The sequence below is a fragment of the Stenotrophomonas sp. 220_Sma genome (genome assembly GCF_056487375.1).
This window is the reverse complement of record NZ_CM151348.1, coordinates 151,071-177,544: the sequence shown is the minus strand read 5'-3', so window position 1 is coordinate 177,544 and position 26,474 is coordinate 151,071. Positions and strand designations below refer to the sequence as shown.

General features: G+C 67.0%; 20 protein-coding genes and 1 riboswitch. Of the genes, 11 read left to right on the top strand and 9 right to left on the bottom strand.

Going from position 1 to position 26,474, the window contains the following annotated elements; all coding sequences use genetic code 11:
* Window positions 1–45: 45 nt before the first annotated feature.
* The 3 genes from ACZLIB_RS00775 to ACZLIB_RS00765 form a co-directional block, all read right to left on the bottom strand.
* Window positions 46–1,062 (bottom strand): 3-oxoacyl-ACP synthase III, encoded by a 1,017-nt coding sequence (locus tag ACZLIB_RS00775; protein ID WP_014035559.1) that lies wholly within the window; start codon window positions 1,060–1,062, stop codon window positions 46–48.
* 103 nt (window positions 1,063–1,165) lie between these two features.
* A complete protein-coding gene (locus ACZLIB_RS00770; protein ID WP_005407628.1) occupies window positions 1,166–1,483 on the bottom strand; it encodes a DUF4156 domain-containing protein in 318 nt (105 codons plus the stop codon).
* Window positions 1,484–1,702: 219 nt separating this feature from the next.
* Window positions 1,703–4,552: a M16 family metallopeptidase gene (locus tag ACZLIB_RS00765; protein WP_478468919.1), complete on the bottom strand. Its 2,850-nt coding sequence runs from the start codon at window positions 4,550–4,552 to the stop codon at window positions 1,703–1,705.
* A 415-nt stretch (window positions 4,553–4,967) separates the two neighbouring features.
* Here ACZLIB_RS00765 and ACZLIB_RS00760 point away from each other — a divergent pair, with 415 nt between their 5' ends.
* Window positions 4,968–5,444 (top strand): XAC0231 family protein, encoded by a 477-nt coding sequence (locus ACZLIB_RS00760; RefSeq protein WP_032130143.1) that lies wholly within the window; start codon window positions 4,968–4,970, stop codon window positions 5,442–5,444.
* Between the two features lie 69 nt (window positions 5,445–5,513).
* A complete protein-coding gene (locus ACZLIB_RS00755) occupies window positions 5,514–5,993 on the top strand; it encodes a tRNA (cytidine(34)-2'-O)-methyltransferase (RefSeq protein ID WP_005407625.1) in 480 nt (159 codons plus the stop codon).
* Window positions 5,994–6,569: 576 nt separating this feature from the next.
* Here ACZLIB_RS00755 and ACZLIB_RS00750 read toward each other — a convergent pair.
* A complete protein-coding gene (locus ACZLIB_RS00750) occupies window positions 6,570–7,733 on the bottom strand; it encodes an acyl-CoA dehydrogenase family protein (protein ID WP_024956299.1) in 1,164 nt (387 codons plus the stop codon).
* Between the two features lie 315 nt (window positions 7,734–8,048).
* On the opposite strand from ACZLIB_RS00750, the gene ACZLIB_RS00745 reads away from it, so the two are divergent.
* Window positions 8,049–9,725: an electron transfer flavoprotein-ubiquinone oxidoreductase gene (locus ACZLIB_RS00745; protein ID WP_032130141.1), complete on the top strand. Its 1,677-nt coding sequence runs from the start codon at window positions 8,049–8,051 to the stop codon at window positions 9,723–9,725.
* 65 nt (window positions 9,726–9,790) lie between these two features.
* Entirely contained in the window at window positions 9,791–10,192 is a 402-nt protein-coding gene (locus tag ACZLIB_RS00740) for a c-type cytochrome (protein WP_032130140.1), read from the top strand.
* On the opposite strand, the gene ACZLIB_RS00735 is transcribed toward ACZLIB_RS00740, so the two are convergent.
* On the bottom strand, window positions 10,186–13,785 hold the full coding sequence (locus ACZLIB_RS00735) for an ATP-binding protein (protein WP_478468918.1): 3,600 nt from the start codon (window positions 13,783–13,785) through the stop codon (window positions 10,186–10,188). The two genes, ACZLIB_RS00740 and ACZLIB_RS00735, sit on opposite strands and share 7 nt — an antisense overlap.
* Window positions 13,786–13,859: 74 nt before the next feature.
* Here ACZLIB_RS00735 and ACZLIB_RS00730 point away from each other — a divergent pair, with 74 nt between their 5' ends.
* The 7 genes from ACZLIB_RS00730 to pnuC all read left to right on the top strand — a co-directional run bounded on the left by ACZLIB_RS00730 (window position 13,860) and on the right by pnuC (window position 22,631).
* Window positions 13,860–14,498: a response regulator gene (locus tag ACZLIB_RS00730; RefSeq protein ID WP_032130138.1), complete on the top strand. Its 639-nt coding sequence runs from the start codon at window positions 13,860–13,862 to the stop codon at window positions 14,496–14,498.
* Between the two features lie 378 nt (window positions 14,499–14,876).
* Complete coding sequence (locus ACZLIB_RS00725) at window positions 14,877–15,647, top strand: hypothetical protein (protein ID WP_049398613.1); 771 nt, start codon at window positions 14,877–14,879, stop codon at window positions 15,645–15,647.
* A 111-nt stretch (window positions 15,648–15,758) separates the two neighbouring features.
* Window positions 15,759–17,750: an XVIPCD domain-containing protein gene (locus tag ACZLIB_RS00720; RefSeq protein ID WP_478468916.1), complete on the top strand. Its 1,992-nt coding sequence runs from the start codon at window positions 15,759–15,761 to the stop codon at window positions 17,748–17,750.
* A 246-nt stretch (window positions 17,751–17,996) separates the two neighbouring features.
* Complete coding sequence (locus ACZLIB_RS00715) at window positions 17,997–18,404, top strand: glycine zipper 2TM domain-containing protein (protein WP_005411889.1); 408 nt, start codon at window positions 17,997–17,999, stop codon at window positions 18,402–18,404.
* Window positions 18,405–18,529: 125 nt separating this feature from the next.
* Complete coding sequence (locus tag ACZLIB_RS00710; RefSeq protein WP_478468915.1) at window positions 18,530–19,654, top strand: phosphotransferase enzyme family protein; 1,125 nt, start codon at window positions 18,530–18,532, stop codon at window positions 19,652–19,654.
* 43 nt (window positions 19,655–19,697) lie between these two features.
* Window positions 19,698–19,793, top strand: a riboswitch (TPP riboswitch).
* Window positions 19,794–19,863: 70 nt separating this feature from the next.
* Window positions 19,864–22,053 (top strand): TonB-dependent receptor, encoded by a 2,190-nt coding sequence (locus ACZLIB_RS00705; RefSeq protein ID WP_478468914.1) that lies wholly within the window; start codon window positions 19,864–19,866, stop codon window positions 22,051–22,053.
* A gap of 8 nt (window positions 22,054–22,061) precedes the next feature.
* Complete coding sequence (gene pnuC / locus ACZLIB_RS00700; protein ID WP_032130180.1) at window positions 22,062–22,631, top strand: nicotinamide riboside transporter PnuC; 570 nt, start codon at window positions 22,062–22,064, stop codon at window positions 22,629–22,631.
* Between the two features lie 1,027 nt (window positions 22,632–23,658).
* Here the strand turns inward: pnuC and ACZLIB_RS00695 are convergent.
* The 4 genes from ACZLIB_RS00695 to ACZLIB_RS00680 all read right to left on the bottom strand — a co-directional run bounded on the left by ACZLIB_RS00695 (window position 23,659) and on the right by ACZLIB_RS00680 (window position 26,462).
* Window positions 23,659–24,075: a hypothetical protein gene (locus ACZLIB_RS00695; RefSeq protein WP_478468913.1), complete on the bottom strand. Its 417-nt coding sequence runs from the start codon at window positions 24,073–24,075 to the stop codon at window positions 23,659–23,661.
* A gap of 84 nt (window positions 24,076–24,159) precedes the next feature.
* Window positions 24,160–25,134: a Dyp-type peroxidase gene (locus tag ACZLIB_RS00690; protein ID WP_049423112.1), complete on the bottom strand. Its 975-nt coding sequence runs from the start codon at window positions 25,132–25,134 to the stop codon at window positions 24,160–24,162.
* A 123-nt stretch (window positions 25,135–25,257) separates the two neighbouring features.
* Entirely contained in the window at window positions 25,258–25,626 is a 369-nt protein-coding gene (locus ACZLIB_RS00685) for a VOC family protein (RefSeq protein WP_478468912.1), read from the bottom strand.
* Between the two features lie 68 nt (window positions 25,627–25,694).
* The gene (locus ACZLIB_RS00680; protein WP_049398605.1) at window positions 25,695–26,462 is read right to left on the bottom strand and encodes a helix-turn-helix transcriptional regulator; all 768 of its coding nucleotides are present in this window, start codon (window positions 26,460–26,462) and stop codon (window positions 25,695–25,697) included.
* Window positions 26,463–26,474: the final 12 nt, after the last annotated feature.

The following is a 26,474-nucleotide window of genomic DNA, read 5'->3' as shown; positions in this document are numbered from 1 at the left end:
AAAAATCATCGCTGCCCATCGTGCAGCAGGTCAGCGGTGACTTTTTTACCAGACCACTTCAGCCATCGAACAGTTCAGGCCCGAGCCAATGCCCAGAAGCGCGATGCGATCGCCCTTCTTCAGCTTGCCCAGCTGCTTGAGCTTGCTCAGCACGATCGGCACCGAGGCCGGGCCGATGTTGCCGTGCTCGCCGAAGATGGTCATGACCTTCTTCGGGTCGATGCCGAAGTTCTTGATGAACGCAGCGGTGTGCGGCTGGCTGACCTGGTGGATGACGAACTGGTCCAGCTCTTCCACGGCCCAGCCCAAGGCGATCTTGGCGGCGGTGAAGGTCTTCTGCGCCAGCTTGATGCCTTCGATCAGCAGCAGTCGGGTATCGGTGACCATGCGGTCCAGGTTGCCCAGGCACAGCTGGTTCCACTCGGTGGCCGAGCGGGTCACGCCACCCTTGTAGCGCGGCGCATCCGGCACCAGTTCCGAGCGCGCCATCACCATCGCGGCGGCGCCCGAACCCGTGGTCAGGGCGGCCAGCTCGTTGCGGAAGTCGTCGGCGGTGACGTCCGGAGCGGTCATCCGCTCCAGGGTCTTCTCGTACACCAGGTTGGCGGTCTCGCCATCCACCACCAGCGCGTAGTCGATGTCGCCGCGCTCGATCATGCGCGCCGCGATGTCCATGCCGTTGATGAAGGCCAGGCAGGCATTGGCGACGTCGAAGGTCATGCACTCGTCGCTGACGCCGAGGTTGCCCGACACGATCGAAGCCGTGGACGGCTCCAGGTAGTCACGGCTGACCGAGGTGTTGACCAGCAGGCCGACCTGCGTCGCATCGATGCCTGCGTCTTCCAGCGCCTTGCGGCCGGCCATGGTGGCGGCATCGGACGCCAGCACGCCGTTGTCCCACAGGCGGCGGGCATGGATGCCGGCGATATCGCCGAGCACGTCGGTGCGGATACCGAGGCGATCCAACGTCGGCTGCAGCCGCTCGTTGATTTCCTTGGTCGTCAGCGTATGCGGCGCATCAACGTGTGCCAGGCCGGCGATCGAGACATTCTTGAAGAGCATCGAGGTTAGCGCCAAGGCTCAGGCAAAAGGGGGCGCTATTCTATAACCCCCGGGGCCTTCACCGCATCTTTACGAATTCAGGCTTGGCCGTATGGTGAAGCGTTCAGCGCGGCGGGCACTGGAAAGCGGCGAAGCGCTGACTGCCATCGGCCGGAGCGGCGGCGGCCTGCACGGCATTGGCACCGGCGCTCGGGGCCTCGTTGCGGGCCAGGGTTTCCAGCTCTTCCTGCACACGTAGCGGGTTGCGGTTGTAGAAGCCGACCTTGCTCTTCACGGTGACCACCACCTCGCCCTTGGCGATGCAGCCAGCGGGAACCGGGCCTGCCGGCAGCACGCGGGTCGCCTTGCCGGCCGGTTCGATCGGCACCCAGGTACAGGCGGTGACGGTGAGCAGCAGGGAGGAAAGCAGCAGAACGCGCATGGGCAGATCCTGGAAGGGTATGGGGGGATTCTGCCTGAACAGCCTGAATCGGGGGTAGCCGGTGGGTGGGTGGGGTCAGATCCCCCGCAGGGGAGCCTGACCCCGCCTTCGGGTCACGGAGTTGCCGGCCAGCGGCCGGCACTACCACGGCAAGGTTGCCGGCCAGCGGCCGGCACTACCGGAGGAGCCGGCCCGCCCCATGGCGGGCCGGGTAGTGCCTTACTTCTTGACCGGATTGCCTTCGGCATCGATCACCGTCACCTCGCCCAGGTTCAGCGCGCGCACGGCCGCTTCGGTCTGCTTGAGGTCACCCACCACCACCCAGGTCAGCGCCTGCGGCTTGATCTCGGCGGCGGCCTGCTGCACCTGTGCCGGGGTCATCGCCTCGATCTCGGCCTTGCGGCGCAGCACGTAGTCATCCGGGCGCTTGAACTGCACGATCGAACCGATGGTGGACGCCACCGCGCTGGCGGTCTCGTAGGCACCGGGCAGGCTCAGGGTCTGGATGTTGCGGATGCGGTTGACCTCGGCGGCGGTGGCCGGCTTGCTGCCGTCGGCGAACGCGGCGATTTCCTTGCGCATTTCCGCCATCGCCGGGCCGGTCTTGTCGATCTGCACCGGCGCGCTGGCCATCCACGGGCGCTGGCCCACCGAATTGATCGCGCTGCTGCGCGCACCGTACGACCAGCGCTTGTCCTCACGCAGGTTCATGTTCAGGCGCGAGGTGAAGTCGCCACCGATCACGCCGTTGGCGATATCGAAGCGGGTCGAGCTGGTGGCGCTGGACGGCGCGACCACCTGGCCGGCGAACAGGTTGGCCTGCACCGCGCCCGGCTGGTCGATCAGGAACACACGCGGGCCCTTCGGCAATCCGACGTCGGTCGCCGCCTTCACCTGCGGAGCATCGCCGGCAGCCTTCCAGTCGCCCAGCTGCTTGTCCAGCAGCGGCACGATTTCCGCCAGCGTGGTATCACCGACCACGATCAGGGTGCCGTTCTGCGGGCGCAGCCAGTCGTGGTGGAAATCAACCAGATCTTCGCGGGTCAGGCCGCTGATCGCCGCCTCATCGCCACTGCCGGTGAACGGAATGGCATACGGGTGGCCCTTGCCATACAGCAGTGGCGGCAGCACGCGCATCGCCACCGCACCCGGGTTGACCTTCTCCTGCTGGATGCCGGCGATCCAGGTCGCCTTGACCCGGTCGATCTCACCCTGCTCGAAGCGCGGCTCGCGCAGCAGGTCGCGGTACAGCGCCAGCGACGGTGCCAGGTTTTCCTTCAGTGCCGACAGGTCCACGCTCATCGAGTCCAGGCCGGCCGAGGCATCCAGGCTGGCGCCCAGCGCATCGGCAGCATCGGCGAAGGCCAGCGAGCCGAGCTTGCCGGCGCCTTCGGTCATCAGGCTCATGGTGAAGTTGGCGGTGCCCGGCTTGCGGCCCTGGTCGGCGCTGAAGCCGCCCGGGAACTGGTAGCTGAACTGCACCACCGGAATCTCGTGGCGTTCGGCCAGGATCACCTGGGTGCCGTTCTTCAGCGTGGCGCGCTGCAGCGCCGGGAACTTCAACTGGGGGAACTCGCGGGTCTGCGGCACGCCGGCCTTGCGGTCGACCTGCTCCGGCAGGGTGCTGTACTTGGGGTCCACCGCAGGAACGTTGAACGGCTTCGGCGCCTGGCTCGGGTCTTCCTTCAGCGCCACACGCTCACCCGGTGCGATCACCAGGGTGTGGCTGCCCTTGTCCAGCCACTGCGCGCCCAGCCGGCTCAGATCAGCAGCACTGGCCTTCTCGATGTTGGCCAGCGAGGTGCGGAAGCAGCCCGGGTCGCCGGTGAACACCGCGCACTCGGCCAGTGCGTCGGCCTTGCCACCGAAGCCGCCGATGCGCTCGATGCCGCGGATGAAGCCGGCGCGGGCACCGGTCTTGGCGCGCTCCAGCTCGGCCGCGGTGGGACCCTGCTTGATCAGGCGGTCCAGTTCCTCGTCGATGATCTTCTCGACCTTGGCCGGGTCCTGGCCCTGCTTGACCGTCGCCATGATCACGAAGTTCGAACCCAGCTGCGAGGTCGAAAGGCCCGAGGCGATGCTGTCCACCAGCTTGTCCTGGTGCTGCAGGCGCTGGCTCAGGCGCGAGGACTTGGCACCGCCCAGAACCTGCGCGAACAGCTGCAGCTGATCGACATCGGTGGTGCCGACCTGCGGCACGTTCCAGGCGCGGTAGATGCGCGCCTGCGGCACCTTGTCGGTCATCGTCTCGCGCGTGTCGGCGTTGCGCTTGGCCACGTTCACTGCCGGCTGCGCCATGGTCGGGCCGGCCGGGATGCTGCCGAAGTACTTGCCGACCTTTTCCTTGGCAGTGGCCAGGTCGATGTCGCCGGCCAGCACCAGCACCGCGTTGTTCGGGCCGTACCAGGTGCGGAACCAGGTCTTCACGTCATCCAGCGACGCCGCGTTCAGATCGTTCATCGAACCGATCACGCCGTGATGATACGGGTGGCCTACCGGGTACAGCGCCTTGTTGAGCTGGTCCCAGGCCTGACCGTAGGGCTGGTTCTCGCCCTGGCGCTTCTCGTTCTGCACCACGCCACGCTGCTCGTCCAGCGCCGCCTGGTCGATCGCACCGACCAGATGGCCCATGCGGTCCGACTCCATCCACAGCGCCATGTCCAGCGCGGTGGTGGGCACGTTCTCGAAGTAGTTGGTGCGGTCGGTATTGGTGGTGCCGTTCTGGTTGGTGGCACCGACCTGCTTGAACGGTTCGAAGAATTCGCCGTCGTGGTTTTCGCTGCCCTGGAACATCAGGTGTTCGAACAGGTGCGCGAAGCCGGTACGGCCGGCCGGTTCGTCCTTGCTGCCCACGTGGTACCAGACGTTGACGGCGACGATCGGCGCCTTGCGATCGGTATGCACGATCACGCGCAGGCCGTTGGGCAGGGTGAACTGCTCATACGGGATATCGACCTTGGCCGGTGCGGCCGGCTTGGCCGCCAGCGCATGGGAAGGCACAAGCGTGCCCAGGGCGGTGCTGAGGGCGACGGCCAGCAGTGCAGCGCGCGGGCGAAGGGCGAGAGACATATCCGGATCCTTGGTCACATAGGTGAACCCCGATCCTAGCCTGCGCACGCAGCGGCAGGAATCGGCCAGCAGTCACTGGGGGTGTTTGCCCCTGTGCCCCATCCGCAGCGCCGATCTGCGCTGCCTGACCGGTCACAAGCGCCCGCCAGGACCGTCCGGACAGTGTCCGCAGCACATCGAATGGACAGGTGTCCGCCTACCGGACACTTCTCGACCAATCAAAAACTCTTGTAAATCAACAACTAAAAGTTGGCACGGGGATTGCTTGGTACTTCCTGCGCCAGGAAGGGCTTCAGATGAAAGCTGACTGAAGACTGAACAAATGCAGGAAACCGAAAATTTTCCTTGCAAGCCCAGAATCGGTGTACTACCTTACTACCACACCACTGATCACCAACACTAAACAGGCCCCGTCATGAACGCCAAGACCATTGCCATCGCCATCGCCCTGATCGCCGGCACCGCGGTTGTTTCGTCGGTGCAGGCCTCCGAATCCATCCAGACCCTGGCCACCGTGCAGGTCCGCCCGGCCGCCGACCAGCTGGCCCAGCAGGCCTGGGAACAGGCCAGCGGCATCCCGACCCTGGCCACCGTGGAAGTGCGCCCGAGCGCCGACCAGCTGGCCGAGCGCAACGGCTACGTTGCCGCCCCGGTTGCTGCCGCGATGCCGATCACCACCCTGGCCTCGGTGGAAGTGCGCCCGAGCCTGGAACAGCGCGTCGCCCTGGCCGCCGAAATGGAAGCCCAGCGCTACGCCGCCACCCTGGCTGCTGCCGCCACCAACGTCGCCAACTCGGTCATCGTCAACCTGCCGGCCCTGCAGGTGCGCCCGAGCGCCGCCGACCTGCAGGCCCTGGCCACCGAAACCGCCCAGGTCCTGCTGCGCCCGTAAGCGGTGCCGCCCTGCCCAGCGCAGGGCGTGCGCCGTAAAGGCGGCGGTCGTCGCAGGTACACTGCGCCGATGAATGCCGCGCCCCAGTTCCACGTGATCCTGTTCCAACCGGAAATCCCGCCCAACACGGGCAATGTGATCCGGCTCTGCGCCAACACCGGCGCGCAGCTGCACCTGGTCGAGCCGCTCGGCTTCGCACTGGAAGACAAGCAGCTCAAGCGCGCCGGCCTGGACTACCACGAATACTCGCGCCTGCAGGTGCACCCCGACCTGGACACCGCGCTGGCGCGGATCGCACCGAAGCGCTTGTTTGCCCTGAGTACGCGTGCCAGCGTGCGCTACGACAGCGTGGCCTTTGAAGATGGTGATGCGTTCCTGTTCGGCCCGGAAAGCCGCGGCCTGCCGCAGGACGTGCTCGATGCCTTGCCCGATGGCCGCCGCCTGCGCCTGCCGATGCGGCCGGACAACCGCAGCCTCAATCTTTCCAACACCGTTGCGGTGGTGATGTACGAAGCGTGGCGGCAGCACGGGTTTGCGGGCGGCGCGTAAACCGCCTCAGGTGGGTGGGGAGCCGCTTCTGGTGGGTGCGGACCTTGGTCCGCACCGATGCCCGGTCGCGCGCTGAAGGAATGTGCCAACCAAGGTTGGCACCTACCAAAGGCAGGTCCAGGCAGGCACCGAGAACCTCTCATGGCTGTGGATCGCTTCTGGTGGGTGCGGACCTTGGTCCGCACCGATGCCTGGTCGCGCGCTGAAGGAATGTGCCAACCAAGGTTGGCACCTACCAAAGGCAGGTCCAGGCAGGCACCGAGAACCTCTGATGGCTTTGGATCGCTTCTGGTGGGTGCGGACCTTGGTCCGCACCGATGCCCGGTCGCGCGCTGAAGGAATGTGCCAACCAAGGTTGGCACCTACCAAAGGCAGGTCCAGGCAGGCACCGAGAACCTCTCATGGCTGTGGATCGCTTCTGGTGGGTGCGGACCTTGGTCCGCACCGATGCCCGATCGCGCGCTGAAGGAATGTGCCAACCAAGGTTGGCACCTACCAAAGCACATCCCAGGTCGTAGTGGCAGGTGCCATGTGCAGTAGATCCACGCCATGCGTGGATGGTGTTCCCCGCACCGCCTAGAACGCGTTGATGCCGGTCAGTTCGCGGCCGATCACCAGCTGGTGCACGGTCTCGGTGCCTTCATAGGTGATCACCGATTCCAGGTTCAGCGCGTGCCGGATCGCCACATGCTCGGTGGTGATACCGGCCCCGCCCAGCAGGTCTCGACACTCGCGGGCGATGTCGATGGCCATGCGGCAGTTGTTCCACTTGGCCAGGCTGACCTGCTGCGGCTGCAGCTGGCCAGCTTCCTTCAGGCGGCCCAGCTGCAGCGCCAGCAGCTGCGCGGTGGTGATGCGGCGGGCCATTTCGGCCAGCTTGATCTGCGCGCTCTGCGTGGCCGCCAGCGGGCGACCGAACAGCACGCGTTCCTTGGCATAGCCCAGCGCTTCATCCAGGCAGGCAATGGCAGCGCCGATCGGGCCCCAGCTGATGCCGTAGCGGGCCTGGGTCAGGCAACCCAGCGGGCCCTTCAGGCCCTTCACGTTCGGCAGGCGGTGGCTGTCGGGCACGCGCACGTCGTCGAAGAACAACGCGCCGGTCAGCGACGCGCGCAGGCTCATCTTGTGCTTGATCTCCTGCGTGGTGAAGCCGGCCATGCCCTTTTCCAGCACGAAGCCCTGGATGCCGTCTTCGGTCTGCGCCCAGACGATGGCCAGATCGGCCACCGGGCCGCTGGTGATCCACATCTTGCTGCCGCTGATGCGCCAGTCGCTGCCGTCGCGCACCGCGCGGGTCTTCATGCTGGCCGGATCGGAACCGCCGTGTGCCTCGGTCAGGCCGAAGCAGCCGATCAGCTCACCGCGCGCCATCGCCGGCAGCCACTGCTGGCGCTGCTCCTCGCTGCCGTAGGCATAGATCGGGTACATGCACAGCGAGCTCTGCACCGAGACGAAGCTGCGCAGGCCCGAATCGCCGCGCTCCAGCTCCTGGCAGATCAGGCCGTAGCTGACCGCGCCGAGGCCACCACCGCCGTACTCGGTCGGCAGGGTCGCACCGAGCAGGCCCAGTGACGCGATCTCCGGCACCAGTTCATCGGGGAAGCGGGCCTGGTCGAAGGCATCGCCGATGATCGGCAGCACGCGCTCGTTGGTGAAACGGGCGACGCTCTCCTGCACCGCGCGCTCTTCCTCGTTGAGCAGGGAACGGACATCGAACAGATCGTACGGATGCAAAGCCATGGCACTCACGCGCAGTCAGGACCGGGCCATTGTCGGTCATCCGCAAGCATCGCGTCTGGTAGGTGTGGACCTTGGTCCACACGGAAGCGGGTCCGGGCGGTGAAACAATGTGCCAACCAAGGTTGGCACCTACCTGGCCACGCGCATTACGCTGCACCGCAGCAATCATGATGTGAACATCGGCGATCTAGCTCGATCACGCGCGGCCCGGTACCCTGACACATTCAAACAACCGTTTCGCTCGTGGCTGCACGCGCGATTCCCAGGCACCGCCGGTGGCCCCGATGCCGGCCCTACCCACGAGTCATGCAATCGATGAGCGCTGAAGCCAACGCCCTGCCCCCGCGTGAAGTAATGGAGTTCGACGTGGTGATCGTCGGCGCCGGCCCCGCCGGCCTGGCCACCGCGATCCGCCTGCGCCAGCGCGCGATCGAAGCCGGCCGCGAACTGTCGGTGTGCGTGCTGGAGAAGGGCTCCGAACCGGGCGCGCACGTCCTGTCCGGCGCCGTGATGGATCCGCGCGCACTGACCGAACTGTTCCCGGACTGGGCCGAGCGCGGCGCACCGCTGAAGCAGAAGGTCACCCGCGACGAATTCCTGTTCCTCAGCGAAACCGGCGCACGCAGCACGCCCAATGCGCTGCTGCCGGAGTGCTTCCACAACGAAGGCAACTACATCATCAGCCTGGGTGAAGTGACCCGCTGGCTGGCGCAGCAGGCCGAAGCGCTGGAAGTGGCGATCTTCCCCGGCTTCGCCGCAGCCGAGGTGCTGTACGGCGACAACGGTGAAGTGATCGGCGTGGCCACCGGCGACATGGGCATCGAGAAGGACGGCAGCATCGGCCCGGCCTTCGAACGGGGCATGGCGCTGCAGGCCAAGTACACGATCTTCGCCGAAGGCGCACGCGGCCACCTCGGCCGCCAGCTGATCGCGCGCTACAAGCTGGACGAAGGCAAGGACCCGCAGGCCTACGGCATCGGCATCAAGGAACTGTGGCAGATCGACCCGGCCAAGCATGAGCCGGGCCTGGTGGTGCACGCCGCCGGCTGGCCGCTGGACAGCGACACCTACGGTGGTGCGTTCCTGTACCACGCCGACGGCGGCAAGGTCGCCATCGGTTATGTGGTTGGCCTGGACTACAGGAACCCGTGGCTGAGCCCGTTCGAGGAATTCCAGCGCTTCAAGACCCATCCGTCCATCCGCAAGCACCTGGAGGGTGGCACCCGCATCGGTTACGGCGCGCGTGCGATCACCGCCGGCGGCCTGCTGTCGCTGCCCAAGACCGTGTTCCCCGGTGGCGCGCTGGTCGGCTGCGAGGCCGGCTACCTCAACGCCAGCCGCATCAAGGGCAGCCATGCCGCGATCAAGACCGGCATGCTGTGCGCCGATGCCGCGTTCGACGCGCTGGCCGCCGACCGCCAGCACGATGAACTGAGCGCCTACCCGAAGGCGTTCGAAGCCAGCTGGCTGTTCACCGAACTGCAGCAGGCCAAGAACTTCAAGCAGTGGTTCAAGAAGGGCCAGACCGTGGCCACGCTGATGACCGGCGTGGAGCAGTGGCTGCTGCCGAAGCTGGGCGTGCGCAATCCGCCGTGGACCCTGCACCGCACGCAGCCGGATCACGTCTGCCTGGAGCCGGCGGCCAAGCACACCCGCATCGCCTACCCGAAGCCGGATGGCGTGCTGACCTTCGACCGTCTCAGCTCGGTGTTCCTCAGCAGCACCAACCACGACGAGAACCAGCCCAGCCACCTGACGCTGAAGGACCCCAGCATTCCGGTGAAGGTGAACCTGGCCGAGTACGCCGGCCCGGAAGCCCGCTACTGCCCAGCGGGTGTGTACGAGTTCGTCGGTGAAGCCGATAACGCGCGCCTGCAGATCAACGCGCAGAACTGCGTGCACTGCAAGACCTGCGACATCAAGGACCCGACCCAGAACATCGTCTGGGTGACCCCGCAGGGCGGTGGCGGCCCGAACTATTCGGGCATGTGATTGCTCCGGGCTGCGACCGCGTGTCGCAGCCCACCTGCCCCGCTGCGTCGCTATCCTGCCCGCCCATGCGTGCTTTCCGCCTGCTCATCACCATTGCTTTGACCCTGGCGGCCACGGCCTGCCAGCGCCCGCCTGCGGCACCGGCCACGCCGGAACAGGCGCAGCAGCAGGCCATGCAGCGCGCGTTCGAGCTGTGCGCCGGCTGCCACACCGTGCAACCTGGTGGCATCCACCGCTTCGGACCCAATCTGCACGGCGTGATCGGCCGCCGCGCTGGCAGCCTGCCGGACTATGGCTATTCCGACGGCATGCGCCGCGCCGATATCACCTGGACCGCGCAGACCCTGGATGCGTTCCTGCAGTCGCCCACCCACGTGGTACCCGGCACGCGCATGTACAACGCCTTCCCCAGCGCCGAACGCCGCGCACTGGTGATCGCCTACCTGCAGCAGCAGTCGGCTCAGTGAGCCAGGCGCTGCAGCTGTCGCTGCAGCCGTGCCACAAATTCCGCCACCGCCGCGAACAACGGCGCCACATCGGTTTCCGCCGCATCCTGCAGACGCTCCACCAACGCATTGGACTGCCCGGCCAGCACTGTCGCTCCCACCGCGCCCAACCCACCGGCCTGACGATGCAGGTGCAGTGCGGCCGCCTCGCGATCTCCAGCCTGCAGCGCGCGCTGCACGGCGGCAAGATCGCCCTCGCTGGCCTGCAACAGGCTGTCGCGCAGCTGCTCGGCCACCGCACGTGAGCCGAAGCGCCGCTGCAGGCTGTCCAGATCGGGCAGCGTCCCAGCATCGTCGGCGGCGGACCCGGCCTGCGGCTCCTCAAACGACTGTCCCTGCGCCTGCGGCAACCAGCGCAGCAGTGCGGTACGCAGCGTGGCCAGTGACAGCGGCTTGGCCAGCACTTCGTCCATGCCGGCCTCGCGGCAGCGCCGTGCATCGTCATCCAGCACGCTGGCGGTCAGCGCCAGCACGGTCAGCCGCGGCTGACCGTTGCGACCCTCGCGTTCGCGCAGCAGGCGGGTGAAACCGAAGCCATCGAGCACCGGCATCCGGCAGTCGGTGATCACCAGATCGAAACTCTCCGACGACAGCCGATCCAAGCCCTGCTGGCCGTCACCGACCATCACATGCGGCACCCCCAGCTGCTGCAGTCGCCAGGCCATCATCGCCTGGTTGGTCGGGTGGTCTTCGATCACCAGCACCCGCGCCTGGCGCAGCGCCGGCGGCAGCAGCGAGGCCTGTTCCTGCTCGGCGACCAGCGCTTCCACATCACCGCTGCCGGCTTCCACCAGCGACAGCCGCACCTCGGCGCGGGTCCCTTCGCCCAGCGTGCTGTGCAGCTCCAGCTCGCCGTCCATCATCTGCACCAGGCGCTGGCAGATGCTCAGGCCCAGGCCGGTACCCCCATGGTCGCGCTGGATGTAGGCACCAGCCTGGGTGAACGGCGCAAACAGGTGCTGCAGCTGTTCCGGCGCGATGCCGATACCGGTGTCGGTGACGCTCAGGCACAGCGGCTGGCTGCCGTCTTCGGCGGTCGGCCCCAGCACGTCCAGCTGCAGCCGCACTTCGCCGCGCACGGTGAACTTGATGGCGTTGCTGAGCAGGTTGAACACGATCTGGCGCAGGCGCACGCCATCCACTTCGTGCGCGGCCGCCAGCTGCGGGTCGATCTGCACGTGCAGGTCCAGCCCACGTGCACTGGCCTGCGCCGACAACAACCGGCACACGCTTTCCAGCAATGGCCGCAGCGGCTGCGGCACCGGTTCCAGGCGCAGCGCGCCGGCCTCAAGCCGCGAGTAGTCAAGAATATCGTCGAGGATCTGCCGCAGCATCTGCGCCGAATCCTCGATCACCCCGAGGATGCGCTGCTGCTCGGCATCCAGCGGCGAATGCGCCAGCACTTCCAGCATGCCCAGCACGCCACTCATCGGCGTTCGGATTTCATGGCTCATGGTCGCCAGGAAACGCGACTTCGCCTCCGCCGCCTGTTCGGCGTCAGCCTTGGCCGCAGTCAGGGCCTCGGCCTGTGCACGCGCCTCGCTGACATCCACCCAGTATCCACTCCAGGTGACCACGCCCGCTTCCGCCGCATAGGGATGGGCCTGGCTGCGCACCCAGCGCGCGCCGGTGCCTTCAGGTCGCAGCCGGAACTCGAGAACAAGCGGTGCGAACTGGCGCGCCGCCTGCTCGACCGCATGCAGGATGTGCTCGCGGTCGTCTTCTTCGATGCGCTCCAGCAGGCACATTGCATCCTGTTCGGCCTGCTGCCGGCTGATCCCGAACAACGCCTGCAGGTCACCGGCAATGAACGGGAAGCTGAGGGTTCCGTCTGCCGCGCGGCGAGCCTGATAGACCACGGCAGGCAGGTTGTCGGTGACTTCGGCCAGGCGCTGTTCCAGGTGACGCCGTCCGGCCACCTCGCGGCGCAGCCGCCAATGCCCGATGGCATGCACCAGCAGCGCGGTGAGCAGCACCAGCAGCAGCGGCACGCCCCAGCGCATCGCGCTGTTCCAGTCCAGGCCGTTGCGGTACTCGACGGCCAGCCAGTCCCCGCGCAGGGCCTCGCGCTTGCGCGGCGTCATCTGCAGCAGCAGGCGGTCGAAGGTGGTGGCCAGGGCGGCATGGCGGCGCTCAACCGCCAGCACCAGCTGATCGTTGAAACCTGCCGGTGCCGCCACCTGCAGGCGCCCCGGGAAGCGGTTGCGCAGCAGATGGTCAACCAGTGCCAGGTTGCCTACGTAGGCATCGGCGTCGCCATTGATCAGGCGCTGCAGGGCCTGTTCCGCGCTGCGTGCCGCGATGATCCGCGCCTGCGGCGCCTGCTGCAGCACATAGCCACGCACACGTTCCGGATCGGACAGCAGCACCCGCTTGCCCTGCAGGTCGGACAGGCCCAGCAACGCCGGGCTGTCACGCCGGCTGACGATCACGTTCGGCACGCTGATGAAGGGCTGGCTGAACACCCAGTCCGGGCCCAGGTAGCGAGAATCGGCAGGAATGCCCATCACCGCCTGCAGCTCGCCGCGGCGCGCCTTCTCGCGCACCTCGTACCAGTCATGGCTGTTTTCCACCTGCAGGTTGGCGCCAGCCTGCAGCAGGCGCCGCAGGTATTCGCTGGCCAGGCCACTGGGTTTGCCATCCTGGTCCGCGAACGACAGCGGCGCCGCGTTCGGCGCGAAGCCGATCTTCAACGGCTGCTCCAATACCCGTTTCTCGGCCTGGCTCAACGCCAGCTGTGCCGATGCCGACCACTGCGGAGGTGGCAGCCAGCGCTGCACCAGCGCATCGCGCTGGGCCTGGCTGGTCGCAGCCAGTGCCAGGTCCAATGCTTCGGCCAACGGCTGCTTGCTGTTGGGAACACCGAAGTGCAGCCGTTCGGGCGGCAGATCGCTGGGACGCAGCAGCACGACCCCCTGCAGGTCCTCGCGTGCGATCAGTTCGGTGGCCACGTAGGCATTGCCGATGTAAACGTCTGCCTTGTCGTCTCTGACCATCTCCAGCGCCGCCAACGAGCTGTTTGCGACAAGCTGTCGTGCCCGGGGAAAGCGCGCCCGCACCTGCGGGCCGGTCAGGAAGTCCTGCTCGATCACCACCCGCAGTCCATCCAGGTCGGGGATGTCGGAGGCACGCAGGTCATCCGGGCGTCCCACCAGGGCCAGCGCTGCCTCACCATAGGCGGCGGTATAGACCATGCAGCGGGTGCGGTCGGCACTGAGACCGACATTCATCACTACATCGATCTCGCCACGACATGCCGCATCCAGCACGGATGTCCAGTCGGGATAGCGCCGTGCCTCCACCTTCACGCCCAGCTGACGGGCGAGAAGCGACAGATAATCCGGGCCCAGGCCGACCTGCTGGCCATCACGGAGGGACTCGAACGGCGGCCAGCCACTGTCATACTGGCCCACGACGATGCTCGGATGCGCGGCAAGGTACTCGCGCTGCAGCGGGCTGAGCGGCAACAGCCCAGGCACCGCCTGTGCCAGCGCCGCAGGCAGCACCAGCACGGCCAGCAGCAGGACCAGCCCGCGAACAGCCCAGCTACGCATCGACGTTGATCTCCTAGAATCTGCCAGGAACCGCGATGGTCGCGGTCCGGCGTGCCCGGTGGCCATACTAGAGCATGAGCTTGCGCATCATCATCGCAGACGACCACCCGGTGGTCCGTATCGGTACCCGTGCCGTCATCGAATCGAGCGGGGTTGGCCGCGTGGTCGGCGAAGCCGACAGCGCGCAGGCGCTGATGGCCCTGCTCGGCAGCCAGCCCTGTGACCTGCTGGTCACCGACTACTCCATGCCGGGCAGTCCCCAGGCCGACGGCTTCGCCATGATCGGCATGATCCGCCGCCGTCATCCCGACCTGCCGGTGCTGATGCTCAGTGTCTCCAACAACCTGGCGATCCTGCGCATGGTGCTCGACAGCGGCGTGCTCGGCCTGGTCGACAAGAGTTCGTCGATGGACGAACTGCCACAGGCCATCCAGGCGGTCTACCGGGGCCAGCCCTACATCAGCCGCAGCCTGCGCGAGCGGGTCGAGGCCGCTGGCAGCTGGCGCATGCGCGAGGGCGACGGCAAGCCACTGTCGCCACGCGAGGTGGAGGTGCTGCGGCTGCTGGGCACCGGCATGACCGTGAAGGAAATCTCGCTGCAGCTGCACAAGAGCGTCAGTACCATCAGCCGGCAGAAGGGTGACGCCATGCTCAAACTGGGCCTCAAGGGCGACGCCGAGCTGTTCGATTACCTGCGCGACGGCAAGATCTGAGAGCCAGATCACACAAGAAGGGCAGCTGCCACCGCCCTCTTTGACCGGCCGCCGATCTGTGCCAAGATGGTCCGGCATGAGTTCTCAATGCGAGGTCGAAGGAATCGACCGGCTCATGTCCTCGCTCCCGTCCCTGGTGGACGTGGCGCGGTTTCCTGCCGGCCGTCTGGCCCGGCAACGCTGACCATGGAGAGGCGCATGCATCATCCCCCCAAGCTACGTTGGACCCTGCCGTTGCGGCCTCTGCGCGCATTCGCGGCGTGCCTGCTCGTCTCTCTTTCCGCTGCCGCCTGCAGCGCCGCCGATCCGGCCCCCTCGTCCTCCCAGCCCGGCGCCCCTGCGCAGGCTGCCAATGCGCCCCGACAGGATGTTGCCCCGATGCAGACCCCCACCCCCGATGCCGCCGCCACCCCGCCCGACGCGCCGACCGTGATGTATTTCACCTACCAGGTGGACGGCGATGGCGCGACCTCCTATGAGGTCCAGAACGGCAGCGTGGCGACCTTCTGGTTCGGCCACACCTTCACTCTCGATGGCACCACGTACTACACGGGTTTCTCCTGGGACACCCGCGAGCACTACGGCAAGCCGGGCGAGCAGACGCCGGCCGGTCCGGATGACCGCGCCAACCTTGCCGAGGCCACCTTCGTGCTGGCCGGCACCGACGCCAGGAAACCATGGAAGTTCCGTGGCCAGGAATGGACCATCGGCGCACTGGGCGCGTACGACAAGGCCGACGATGTCGATACCCGGCGCAAGCCGCTTGAACATCGCACGGCCGATGGTCGCCTGCTGCTGGCGGTGCCGACCAGCAGCTTCGACCGCGGCATCAGCAGCACCGGCTATGCGCTGCTGCTGTTCAACCCCAGGCGCAGCGAAGACGACGTGGACAGCAAGGTCTGGCGCTATGTCGGTTCAGTGCGCACGGGTGAGGACAACAGCGCCGCCTGCGACGACGGCAACGTGATGCCCTGCACCGACAGCGATGGCGAACTGGCCTTCGCTGCCGACGGCAACGGCCTGCCGCGACTGACCGTGACCTTCAAGGGCACCACCATCGAAGGCCCCGGCAAGACCCGCGCACTGGGTGCCGGCGACGCCGTGCACTACACCTTCGACAGCGCGACCCAGCAGTACGTCGCGCCCTGATAGCACCCGCCACGCGCGGGTTCCCTGTTGACCGACATGTTCTTGACTCACGGATGAGTCCGGTTGGCGATTCGCGGCACGCGCCGCTCCATCAACCCCGAGGAAAACGTCATGGCACAGCATGACTACAGCAGAAAGGAAGTCCTGGACATCGTCGAGCAGGTCGCCAGGCAGAAGGGCATCCCTGTGGATGACTTCATGCGCTTCGCGCACATCGAGACCGGCGGCACCTTCAACGAGCGCGCCCACAACACCTCATCCGGCGCCAAGGGCCTGTTCCAGTTCGTGCCCGGCTCCGCGCGCCAGTACCACCTGACCGGCCACGAGTTCGACCCCACCCGCAACACCGAAGCGGCCGCACAGATGTACCAGGACAACCTGGACTCGATGGCGCGCCGCAACGAGCGCACCGGCAACCCGTACCTGTCCGGGGGCAACACGCCCACCGGACTGGACCTGTACCTGGCCCACCAGCAGGGCAGCGCCGGCTACGGCTCGGTGCAGACTGCCATTGCCACCGGCACCTTCGGTGTGATCCGCAACAGCCACGGCGACGAGATCAACATGCGCCGCAACGTGCTGAACCAGATCGGCTCCGACGCGAAGGCGCTGACCGGCCACACCCTGGCCGAGATGCGCGGGATGAACGATGGCGACCTGGCGCGGACGTTCTCCAGCTACTACATCCACAAGTACGCGGCGATCAGCATTCCGGAAAAGAACATCGAACCGCAGGCGGTGGCGCAGGGCCAGGGCCAGACCCCGGCAGCGCCTGCACAGGCCAGCGCAGCCGTGGCGGCGGGTGCAGCCACGCTGGCGGCAACCGCAACGGCGGCTGCCACGCCGAAGCCAGGCATTGAACTGCAGGCCGCCTACGAGGCCGGCGTGAAGTACGACGACGTCAAGTACGCCATCAACATTCCGGGCCACGCGCTGTACGTACCGGGCAAGACCGGCAAGAACGTGGAGCAGGGTTACATCGACTGTTCCGGCTGGGTCGGCACGCTGCAGAACCGGACCATGGACGAGATCAACCAGAAGGCCGGGCACGCGGTGTTCAGCAAGGCTGATCGCATCGACCTGGGCAACCTCGGTTCCGGTGGCATCGTGCGCAAGGCGTTCGACCAGTCCGGCGTGCTGCTGGACCGCGACGCGATCCTGAAGCCCGATGCGCTGAAGGAAGGCATGATCATCGGCCTGGATACGGCCAGGACCCGCCATGAGCACTGGAACGGCATCGACCACATCGTGATGGTGGTGCGCGACCCCAACACCGACAAGCTGCTGATCAGCCAGTCCACCGGCAGCAAGGGCGTGCACACCATGCCGGTGGAGGACTACCTCAAGCAGGTGAAGGACCACCCGAACTGGAAGCTGTACGCCTCCGATCCGCTGTCCAAGGCCCGCGACCTGCTGGAAAACCGCACCCAGTCCCACGAGCAGACCCAGGGCAAGCCTGCGGCCGAGCACAAGGCCGCTGCCACGCCGCACGCCGAACTGTACAAGCAGGGCGCGCACAGCGAGGGCGTGCGCAAGGTGCAGGAGCAGCTGGGCCACCTGGGCTACGTCGGCGCCGACGGCAAGCCGCTGGTCGAAGATGGCCGCTTCGGCCGCAACACCGACACGGCAGTGCGCCAGCTGCAGAAGGACAACGGCCTGGTGGTCGACGGCATTGTCGGGGCGAAGACCCTGGAGGCAATCAAGGACGCACGCGAACGGCCGTTGCTGAACGACGAGCGGCACCCGCGCAATCCGTTGTTCATCCAGGCCAGCAAGGGTCTGGAACTGCTGCCGGCCGGGACCTTCAAGGACCGCCACACGCTGGAAAGCGCTGCTGCGGCTTTGACCAAGGAGGCGCATGCCGCCGGCCTGCAGCGCATCGACTCGGTGGTGCCCAGCCCGAACGGTGAGCGCCTGTTCGCCGTGCAGGGCACCATCGGCGACCCCGCCGCCAGCCGCGTGGCGGTGGAGACCCGTGCCGCCAGCGAGCAGAGCCTGGCGCTCAGCAGCGGTGCCGTGCAGGGCGCGCCGAACGTGCTGCATCAGCAGCAGGACGCCCAGCAGGAGCAGGCCCGGCAGGCCCAGAAGGCGATGGGCGTCTAAGCCCGCGGCACCTTGGGAGAGAAGGGAGGGCCACGTCCGCGTGGCCTTTTCCCTTTCTGCCAGCTGAGCGGCCGAGGCCGCTTTCAGCCTTGCTTCATGCCGCCTGCCGCTAGATGAATGCGCAAGCCGCACGGTGGACCAGGCAATGTTCCGGCAATGTTGGAACGCCAGCGTGGACATCACGGCAGCCGGGGCGCCCCGCGCCCTCCCTGCCCAGCGTGGCATGCACCTCACAGGAGAACGAACATGCTCAGTACTTCCGCACTCAGCTTCCGTGGTCTGGCGATGGCCCTGGCACTGGTGGCCGGTGTGGCCGTGGTCAGCGATGCCAGCGCGATGTCGAGGAAGGACAAGCGCACCCTGGTCGGCGCCGTGGTCGGTGGCGTGGCCGGCAACCTGCTCTCCAACGGTGATCCCGCTGCCACTGTCGGCGGTGCCGTGGCTGGCGGCGCCATCGGCAACCTGACCACCTCCGACCGCCGCGACCGTCGTTACTACGACAATCGCCGTTACGACGACCGCTACGATCGCCGTTACGACCGTGGCTACTACCGCAGCGGCTACTACGACCGCGGTGACGACCGTCGCTGGCAGCGCGAGCGCTACTACGACAACCGCTACTACCACGACCGCGGTCGCCATCGCGGCTGGTAAGCAGCGCGGCATCCCCCATGCCGATGCACGGACGGGTGGGTCGATGACCCGCCCGTTTGCGTTGCGGGCGGCCATGGCGTTGAATGCGCAGCCTTGGATGTGATTTTCCCCATTGGGGCTGCGGCATGACTTCTTCTTTCCACCGGGTGCAGGGCCTCAACAACGACGAGGTCGCTGCCGACTGGCCGCCGATCAGCACCGCAGACCTCGCGTGGCTGCGCCAGCGCTTTCCGCAGCTGGATGCGGGCAGCCAGCCGCACTGGCACAGTCCTCGACCGTTGTCGGCCGCCGCCATCGTCAATGGCACGCGCGGACCGGTGTTCATCAAGCGCCACCACCACAGCGTTCGCAGCGCCGCCTGCCTGGAAGAAGAACACCACTTCATCGCCCATCTCGCTGCCGCCGGCGTACCGGTGGTGCAGGTGCTTGCGGCAGCCGATGGCCGCAGCGCCGTCGAGCACGGCGAATGGACCTTCGAACTGCATGCCGTGGGCGTGGGCAAGGACCTGTACCGCGATGCCGTGTCGTGGTCGTTGCTGACCGATGTCGCGCAGGCCCGCGAAGCCGGCCGCATGCTGGCCCGGTTGCACCGTGCCGCCGCCAGCTATCACGCGCCACAGCGCAGTACCCATCTGCTGGTCGCGCGCGACGATCTGATCCGCGCCGACGATCCCATCGCCGCGATCAAAGCCGAACTGCCCACACGACCGGGGCTGGCCCGCTATCTCGCGCGCATTCCGTGGGAAGCACAGCTGCAGCGCGACGTGCTGCCTTGGCACACGGGCCTGGCCGAGCGCCTGCGCGACGAGCCACGGCTGTGGGCGCACAACGACTGGCATGTCTCCAACCTGCTGTGGCGCGACGGGCAGGTCAGCACCGTGCTGGATTTCGGCCTGGCTTCGCCCACCAGCGCACTGTTCGACCTCGCCACCGCGATCGAGCGCAACGCAGTGGCGTGGCTGGAACTGGAGCGCGGCATGGAGGCGGTGCGCATCGACATCGCACTGGCGTTGCTCGACGGCTACCGCGAGGTGCTGCCGCTGTCGGCGGCACGCGTGCAGCTGCTGGCCGACCTGCTGCCGATGGTCCATTTCGACTTCGCACTGTCCGAAGTGGAGTACTTCGAAGGCATCACTGGCTCGACCGCGAACGCGGATGTGGCCTGGCAGCCCTTCATGCTGGGGCACCCGGCGTGGTTCCACGGCGCGCCGGGGCAGGCACTGCTGCAGGCGCTGCACGCGGCAGCCTGAAGGGCACCGGCTCGCAAATCCGTACCATTTGTAGTGAAATGGTCACCTGAAGCGGGGGTGCCTGGATCTGCCAGGCTGAGAGAGTCCCTTGGAACCTGATCCGGTTTGCACCGGCGTAGGGAGCTTTGAGCCGCAGCCACACCCCCGTCATGGGCCGGTGCACCTGCGCGCCGTCGCTTCGTCTCCCTTGTTGTCCGAAGACGAACCGAATGAACCGCTGCCTGCGTCCCACCCTGCTCTCCCTCGCCCTCTGCGCCGCCTTGCCGCTGCATGCCAGCGAGGCCGACGCTGCCACCGATGCGGCTGCCACCGGCGCCGAGCGCTCGCCCACCGAACTGGCGGCAGTGCGCGTGCAGGCCGGCAAACCCAAGGCCGATACCTCACGCGTGAACGCCTTCGGTGGTGGGTCCTGGAAGGACACCCCGGCCTCGGTGAACGTGCTCGAGCGCGACTACCTCGACCGCCGCCAGGTGCGTTCGCTGTCCGAGCTGGCCAGCAACGATGCCTCGCTGGGTGATGCGTATGCGCCGGTGGGCTACTACCAGAACGTCGCCATCCGCGGCTTTGCGCTGGATGCCGCCACCGGCTACCGCTTCAACGGCCTGTCCATCGCCGGCGAACAGCGCCTGGCGCTGGAGAACGTGCAGTCGGTTGAGATCCTCAAGGGTGAAGCCGGCCTGGCCGCAGGCGTGATGGCGCCCGGCGGGATCATCAACTACATCGGCAAGCGCCCGGCCGAAGTGCGCACCGCCACGCTCGGTACCGACTCGGAAGGCTCGCGCTACGTCGCCGTCGATGTCGGCCACTGGATCACCCCGCGTTTCGGCCTGCGCCTGAATGCCGCATGGGATGCCAGCAATTCCTACGTCGAGCACGCCGATGGCCGCCGCAATTTCTACTCGCTGGCCGCCGACTGGCTGATCGGCGAGCGCGGCAAGCTGGAAGTGGACGCCAACTACCAGACCAGTTCGCAGCGTTCGGTGTCGGGCTATCAGCTGCTGGGCGCGCGCGAGCTGCCGCACGGCGTGGATCGCGAATTCCTGCTCGGCTACCAGCCCTGGCAGCGCCCGGTGGATATCGCCAGCACCAACATCACCGCCCTGCACACCTACGACTTCAACGATGCCTGGCAGTCGCGCGTCTCGGTCGGCCACAGCCGCTCGGTGATCGATGACAACGTCGCCTTCGCCTACGGTTGCTACTACGCCGCGCAATGCGCCGATGGCAGCGTGCCGGGCAACTACTTCGCCCCCAATGGCGACTACGACGTCTACGACTACCGCAGCCCGGACGACACGCGCCGCAACCAGCAGGCCCGTGCCGAGCTGCGCGGCCGCTTCGAGACCGGCAACGTCGGCCACCAACTGACCATCGGTGCCGACTACTTCCGCCGCACGGTAGACAAGCGCCCGAGCGTCAACGAGTACGTCGGCACCAGCAACATCCACGACGCACAGGTGCCGGTGTTCGCGCCGTCGCCGAAGATGCCAGGGCCGTCCGCACGACGCCTGGACAGCCGCCAGACCGCGTTCTTCGCGCTGGACCGGATGAGCTTCGGTGATGACTGGCAGTGGCTGGCCGGCGGCCGCTTCGTGCGCCTGGACGAGCGTGCCTACGACAAGCGTGGCACCCCGCAGCGGCACAGCCGCCTGTCGCGTTTCCTGCCGCAGACCGCCGTGGTGTGGAAGGCTACCGACCAGCTCAACGCCTATGCCAGCTACGTGCGCGGCATCTCGCTGGGCCAGGAAGCGCCCTTCTGGACCAGCAACGCCGACACCTTCCTGCCGTCGGTGCAGTCGCGGCAGCTGGAAGTGGGCGTGAAGTACGTGCCGGTCGAAGCACTGACGCTGGGCGCGGCGGTGTTCCGCATTTCGCAGCCGTACCAGTACGCCAAGCCCGACAACAGCGAGGTCGGCTACACCTTCGTCGAGGAAGGCACGCAGACCCACACCGGCCTGGAGCTGACCGCCAACGGCCAGCTGACCGATGCGCTGCAGATCGTGGCCAGCGCCAGCGTGCTGCAGGCGCGCGCGCGCGACACCGGCACCCCGGCCTATGAAGGCCATCAGCTGGTGAACGTGCCGAAGGTGCGCGCCAGCGTGCACGTGGCCTATGCGCTGCCGTTCGTGCAGGGCCTGGATGTGACCGGTGGCTGGCGCTATGCCGGTGCCAATGTCGCCCGCGCCGATGGTGGCGTGCGCGCACCGGACTACTCGGTGTTCGATGCCGGCCTGCGCTTCCAGCATCGCCTGCACGAACGTGCGGTGACCTGGAACCTGTCGGTGGACAACGTGTTCAACCGCTTCTACTGGCGCGATACCGGTAGCAGCGGCGGTGACTACTACCTGTTCCCCGGCGCACCGCGACAGGCCCGCCTGTCGGTGACGTTCGCACTGTGAGCGGCGTCATGCTCGAGTGGACCGCCGCGCTGTGCAGCATCCTTGGCGTCTGGCTGATGGCCAAGCGCCGGCTGGTGGCGTGGCCGGTCGGCCTGCTGTCGGTGACGCTGTACGGGCTGGTCTTCGCCGAGGCCAAGCTGTACTCGGACACCCTGCTGCAGGTCGCCTTCGGTGGCTTCCTGGTCTACGGCTGGCTCAACTGGCGGCAGCACGCCGCCGACGAGGGCAGCGTCCGCATCGTGCCACTGGCGCGCAGCAAGCTGCTGCGCGACCTGGCCATCGGCCTCTGCGGCGGCGTGGCACTGGGTGCGGCCATGCACACCTTCACCGATGCCGCGCTGCCGTGGCTGGACGCGATGCTGACCGCGCTGAGCCTGGTCGGCCAGTGGTGGCAGGCGCGCCGCCACGTGGCCTGCTGGTGGGTGTGGATCGCGGTGGACGTGGTCTACGTGGGTGCCTACCTGTTCAAGTCGCTGCACGTGACCGCCGCGCTGTACGTGTTCTTCCTCGGCCTGGCCGTGTTCGGGCTGCGCGCATGGAGCGCGGCAGCCCGTGAACCACAGGTAGCAACGCAGTAGCGCCACGCCATGCGTGGCCGGGGTTTACCGGTAGTCGCCAACCTTGGTTGGCGCGCGTGCCGACCAAGGTCGGCATCTACCCAACACATCCACGCAGGGCCTGGATCTACTGCACCCGCAAGGTCAGTAGAGCCACGCCATGCGTGGCTTGGGGCTACCGGTAGTCGCCAACCTTGGTTGGCGCACACCTGCCGACCAAGGTCGGCATCTACCCAACACATCCACGCAGGGCCTGAATCTACTGCACCCGCAAGATCAGTAGCGCCACGCCATGCGTGGCTGGGGTTTACCGGTAGTCGCCAACCTTGGTTGGCGCACACCTGCCGACCAAGGTCGGCATCTACCCAACACATCCACGCAGGGCGTGGATCTACTGCACCCGCAAGATCAGTAGAGCCACGCCATGCGTGGCTGGGGGCCTACCGGTAGTCGCCAACCTTGGTTGGCGCACGCCTGCCGACCAAGGTCGGCATCTACCCAACACATCCACGCAGGGCCTGAATCTACTGCACCCGCAAGATCAGTAGAGCCACGCCATGCGTGGCCGGGGCCTACCGGTAGTCGCCAACCTTGGTTGGCGCGCGTGCCGACCAAGGTCGGCATCTACCCAACACATCCACGCAGGGCCTGAATCTACTGCACCCGCAAGATCAGTAGAGCCACGCCATGCGTGGCTTGGGCTACCGGTAGTCGCCAACCTTGGTTGGCGCACGCCTGCCGACCAAGGTCGGCATCTACCAGGCGCATCCACGCATGGCGTGGATCTACTGCACCCGCAAGATCAATAGCGCCACGCCATGCGTGGCTTGGCCTACCGGTAGTCGCCAACCTTGGTTGGCGCACACCTGCCGACCAAGGTCGGCATCTACCAGGCGCATCCACGCATGGCGTGGATCTACTGCACCTGCAAGATCAATAGCGCCACGCCATGCGTGGCTGGGGTTTACCGGTAGTCGCCAACCTTGGTTGGCGCACGCCTGCCGACCAAGGTCGGCATCTACCAGGCGCATCCACGCATGGCGTGGATCTACTGGGTAAGCAGCAGGCCCAGCCGCAGCGGCTGGCGCATGTCGGCTGGTGGCGCGGCCTGCAACGGCGCGGACTGCAATGTCGCGCGCAGGTCGGCGTCGACCTGGGCGTCGCCCAAACTGTCGAATTCGAGTTTCGAGATGCGGCCATCCGCAGCGATCCACACGCTCACCGGCAACGGCGTCGGCGTATCCGGGTGTGCCTGCAGCCATTCCAGCACGCGCTGCGCCTGCGGGTTCTGCTCCTGCTGCAGGCGCTGCTGCAACTGGCCGCCCACGGCGGCGGCATAGGCCATCCAGTGTGCGGGAGCCTCCTGCGCGGACACCGCGGCGCTCCCCAGTGCCAGCGCACCGAACAGCGCGGCCAACGGCCGCCACCAGCGGCGTGCGCCGGTTGTGTTCCTTGCCATCGCCATCGCCCACCCCTGCGCTCTCATCCAACGGCTGATGGTCGGCGCGTTAGATGACAGGCAGATGGCGGTCGGCACTGCCCGGCGCGATCAATCGCCCAGGTCGGCCAGCACCTTGCGCGAGGGCGCGAAGAAGGTCACGCCGGTGGTGGCTGTGGAGAAGTCGAGGATGCGGTCATGCAGCGGCGCAGGATTGCCGATGAACATGCGCTCGAGCATCTTCTCGATCACCCACAGGCGGCGGGTATAGCCGATGAAGTAGGTGCCGTACTCGCCGCGCCCCGGGTTGGCGAAGGGCATGTTGTCACGCAGGATCTCGTGCTCGCCGTCGGCATCCTCGATGGTGCACAGCGTCTTGTGCGATTTCTGCGCATCGGCCGGTGCATCGTCCAGCTCGATGTTGTCGTGCTTGGTGCGGCCGATGATCGCTTCCTGCGCCTCGGTCTTCTGCGCACGCCAGGCATCGAGGTTGTGCAGGTACTTCTGCACCACCACGTAGCTGCCACCGGCATGCTCCGGATCTTCATCGCCCACGATGGTGGCTTCCGGCAGCGACAGCCCTTCCGGGTTGGCGGTGCCATCGACGAAGTCGAGCAGGTCGCGGCCGTCGAAGTAGCGGAAGCCGGCCACGTCATCGACCGTTTCCACCGCATCACCGAACGCCATCAGCAGGTTGCGCTCGAACGCCACGATCAGGTCCATGGTGCGCGCACGGATGTGGTACAGCAGGTCACCCGGCGTGGACACCGCGGTGTGGGTCGCGCCCTTGATCTCGCGGAACGGCTTCAGTTCACGCGGCGGCGTGGTGCCCACCAACGGCTGCCACACGCGGTGACCGATGGCCACGTTGCAGGTGAAGGTGCGCTCGATCTCGCGGATGGCGGTGTTCTTGATCAGGTCATCGGTGCTGGCCAGCACCTCGCGCGCCTTGGCGATCGACGCCTCGTCATCCTTCACTTTCAGCACCAGGAACGCCGCCGAATGGGTGAGCGGCGCGGTGATCTGCTGCGGCTCGTTGTCGAGCGTGTGGTTGAGGGCGGTGATCGGTGCGGGCTGGGAGTTCACGGCGGTTCCTGCTGGCTTGAGGCGGGCGCATCGCGTATGGCGATGTGCGGGCGATCATAGCGGAACCGCCTGACCGGGGACGGAGCGGTTCTCGTTCCGTCCACCGGCGAAGGTACGAAGACCTCAATCCATATCACTCCAGACCGCCAGCTCGTAGCCATCCAGATCGCGGAAGTGGAAGCGGCGGCCACCGGGGAAGGCGAATACCGCCTGCACCACCTCGCCACCGGCGGCAATCACGCGCTGCTGGGCGTCGGCAAGGTCCGCGCAGTAGAGAATCACCAGTGGGCCACCGTGCGCACGTACCGGTGTGTCGGACACGAAGCCGCCTTTCAGGCGGCCGTCGTCGAACTCGGTGTAGGCCGGGCCGTAGTCCGTGAATTTCCAGCCGAATACCTCGCCGTAGAAGCGCTTGCTGCGGGCGATGTCGGCGACGTTGAATTCGATGTTGTCGATGCGGCGCTCGGCATCGCGGGGTGCGGCGTGGCTCATGGCGTGACTCCTGGGTGGGAGCCCCAGCTTCGGTCAGCGCGGCACGGCGGTCTTGAACAAAACGGCCATCATCGGCCCCATTCCAGGCGCAGCTGCCGTGCGGTCATGCTGGCAAGCTCGCGCGCCTCACGGCTGAGGTGGGCCTGGTCGGCATAGCCGGCATCAGCGGCCAGCATCGCCAACGAGTGCTGCGGCAGCGCGCGGCTATGGCGAAGAAAGCGCTGCAGGCGCAGGATGCGCTCCAGCGTCTTGGCGCCGTAGCCGAACTGCGACTGGCTGAAACGCCGCAGGCTGCGCGGGCTCAGACTCAAGTGCGCCGCCAGCGTATCCAGCGTGGCGTGCCCCCCGGCGAGCGCCTGGAACAGGACATGTGCACGCTGCGCCGGGGTGTCGAGTGCGGCCGCGCCCATATGCTGCTGCAGGCAGTACGCCATCCGCTGCAGGCGCTGCGCAGGCGCGGTGTCACCGATGGAAGCCGCAGCTTTCTTCGCCCACGTGCCCTTCAGATCGGCCAGTGGCACCGCCTGGCCGATGATCTCGGCCAAAGGCAGTCCCAGCGCGGCCAACGCCTGGCCGGGACGAAAGCGCGCACCCAGTACCTGTGCGCCGGGTGCCAGTGCCGGATGTGCAGCCACCCGATCCGGGCCGACCACGAACAGCGCGCCGTCGCGCCAGAGGATATCCAAGCAGCCATCGGGCAATACGGTGATGTGCCCATCGGCATCGGCAGGGAGCTGGCTCTGCCACAGCTGGCCGAAGTGGCCACGCAGCAGCGCAGGCGCCAGATGCTCCTGGTAGGCCATGCCAGTACCTGCGAGGGAGGAAGGGTCGCCCATGCCGCATTGTGG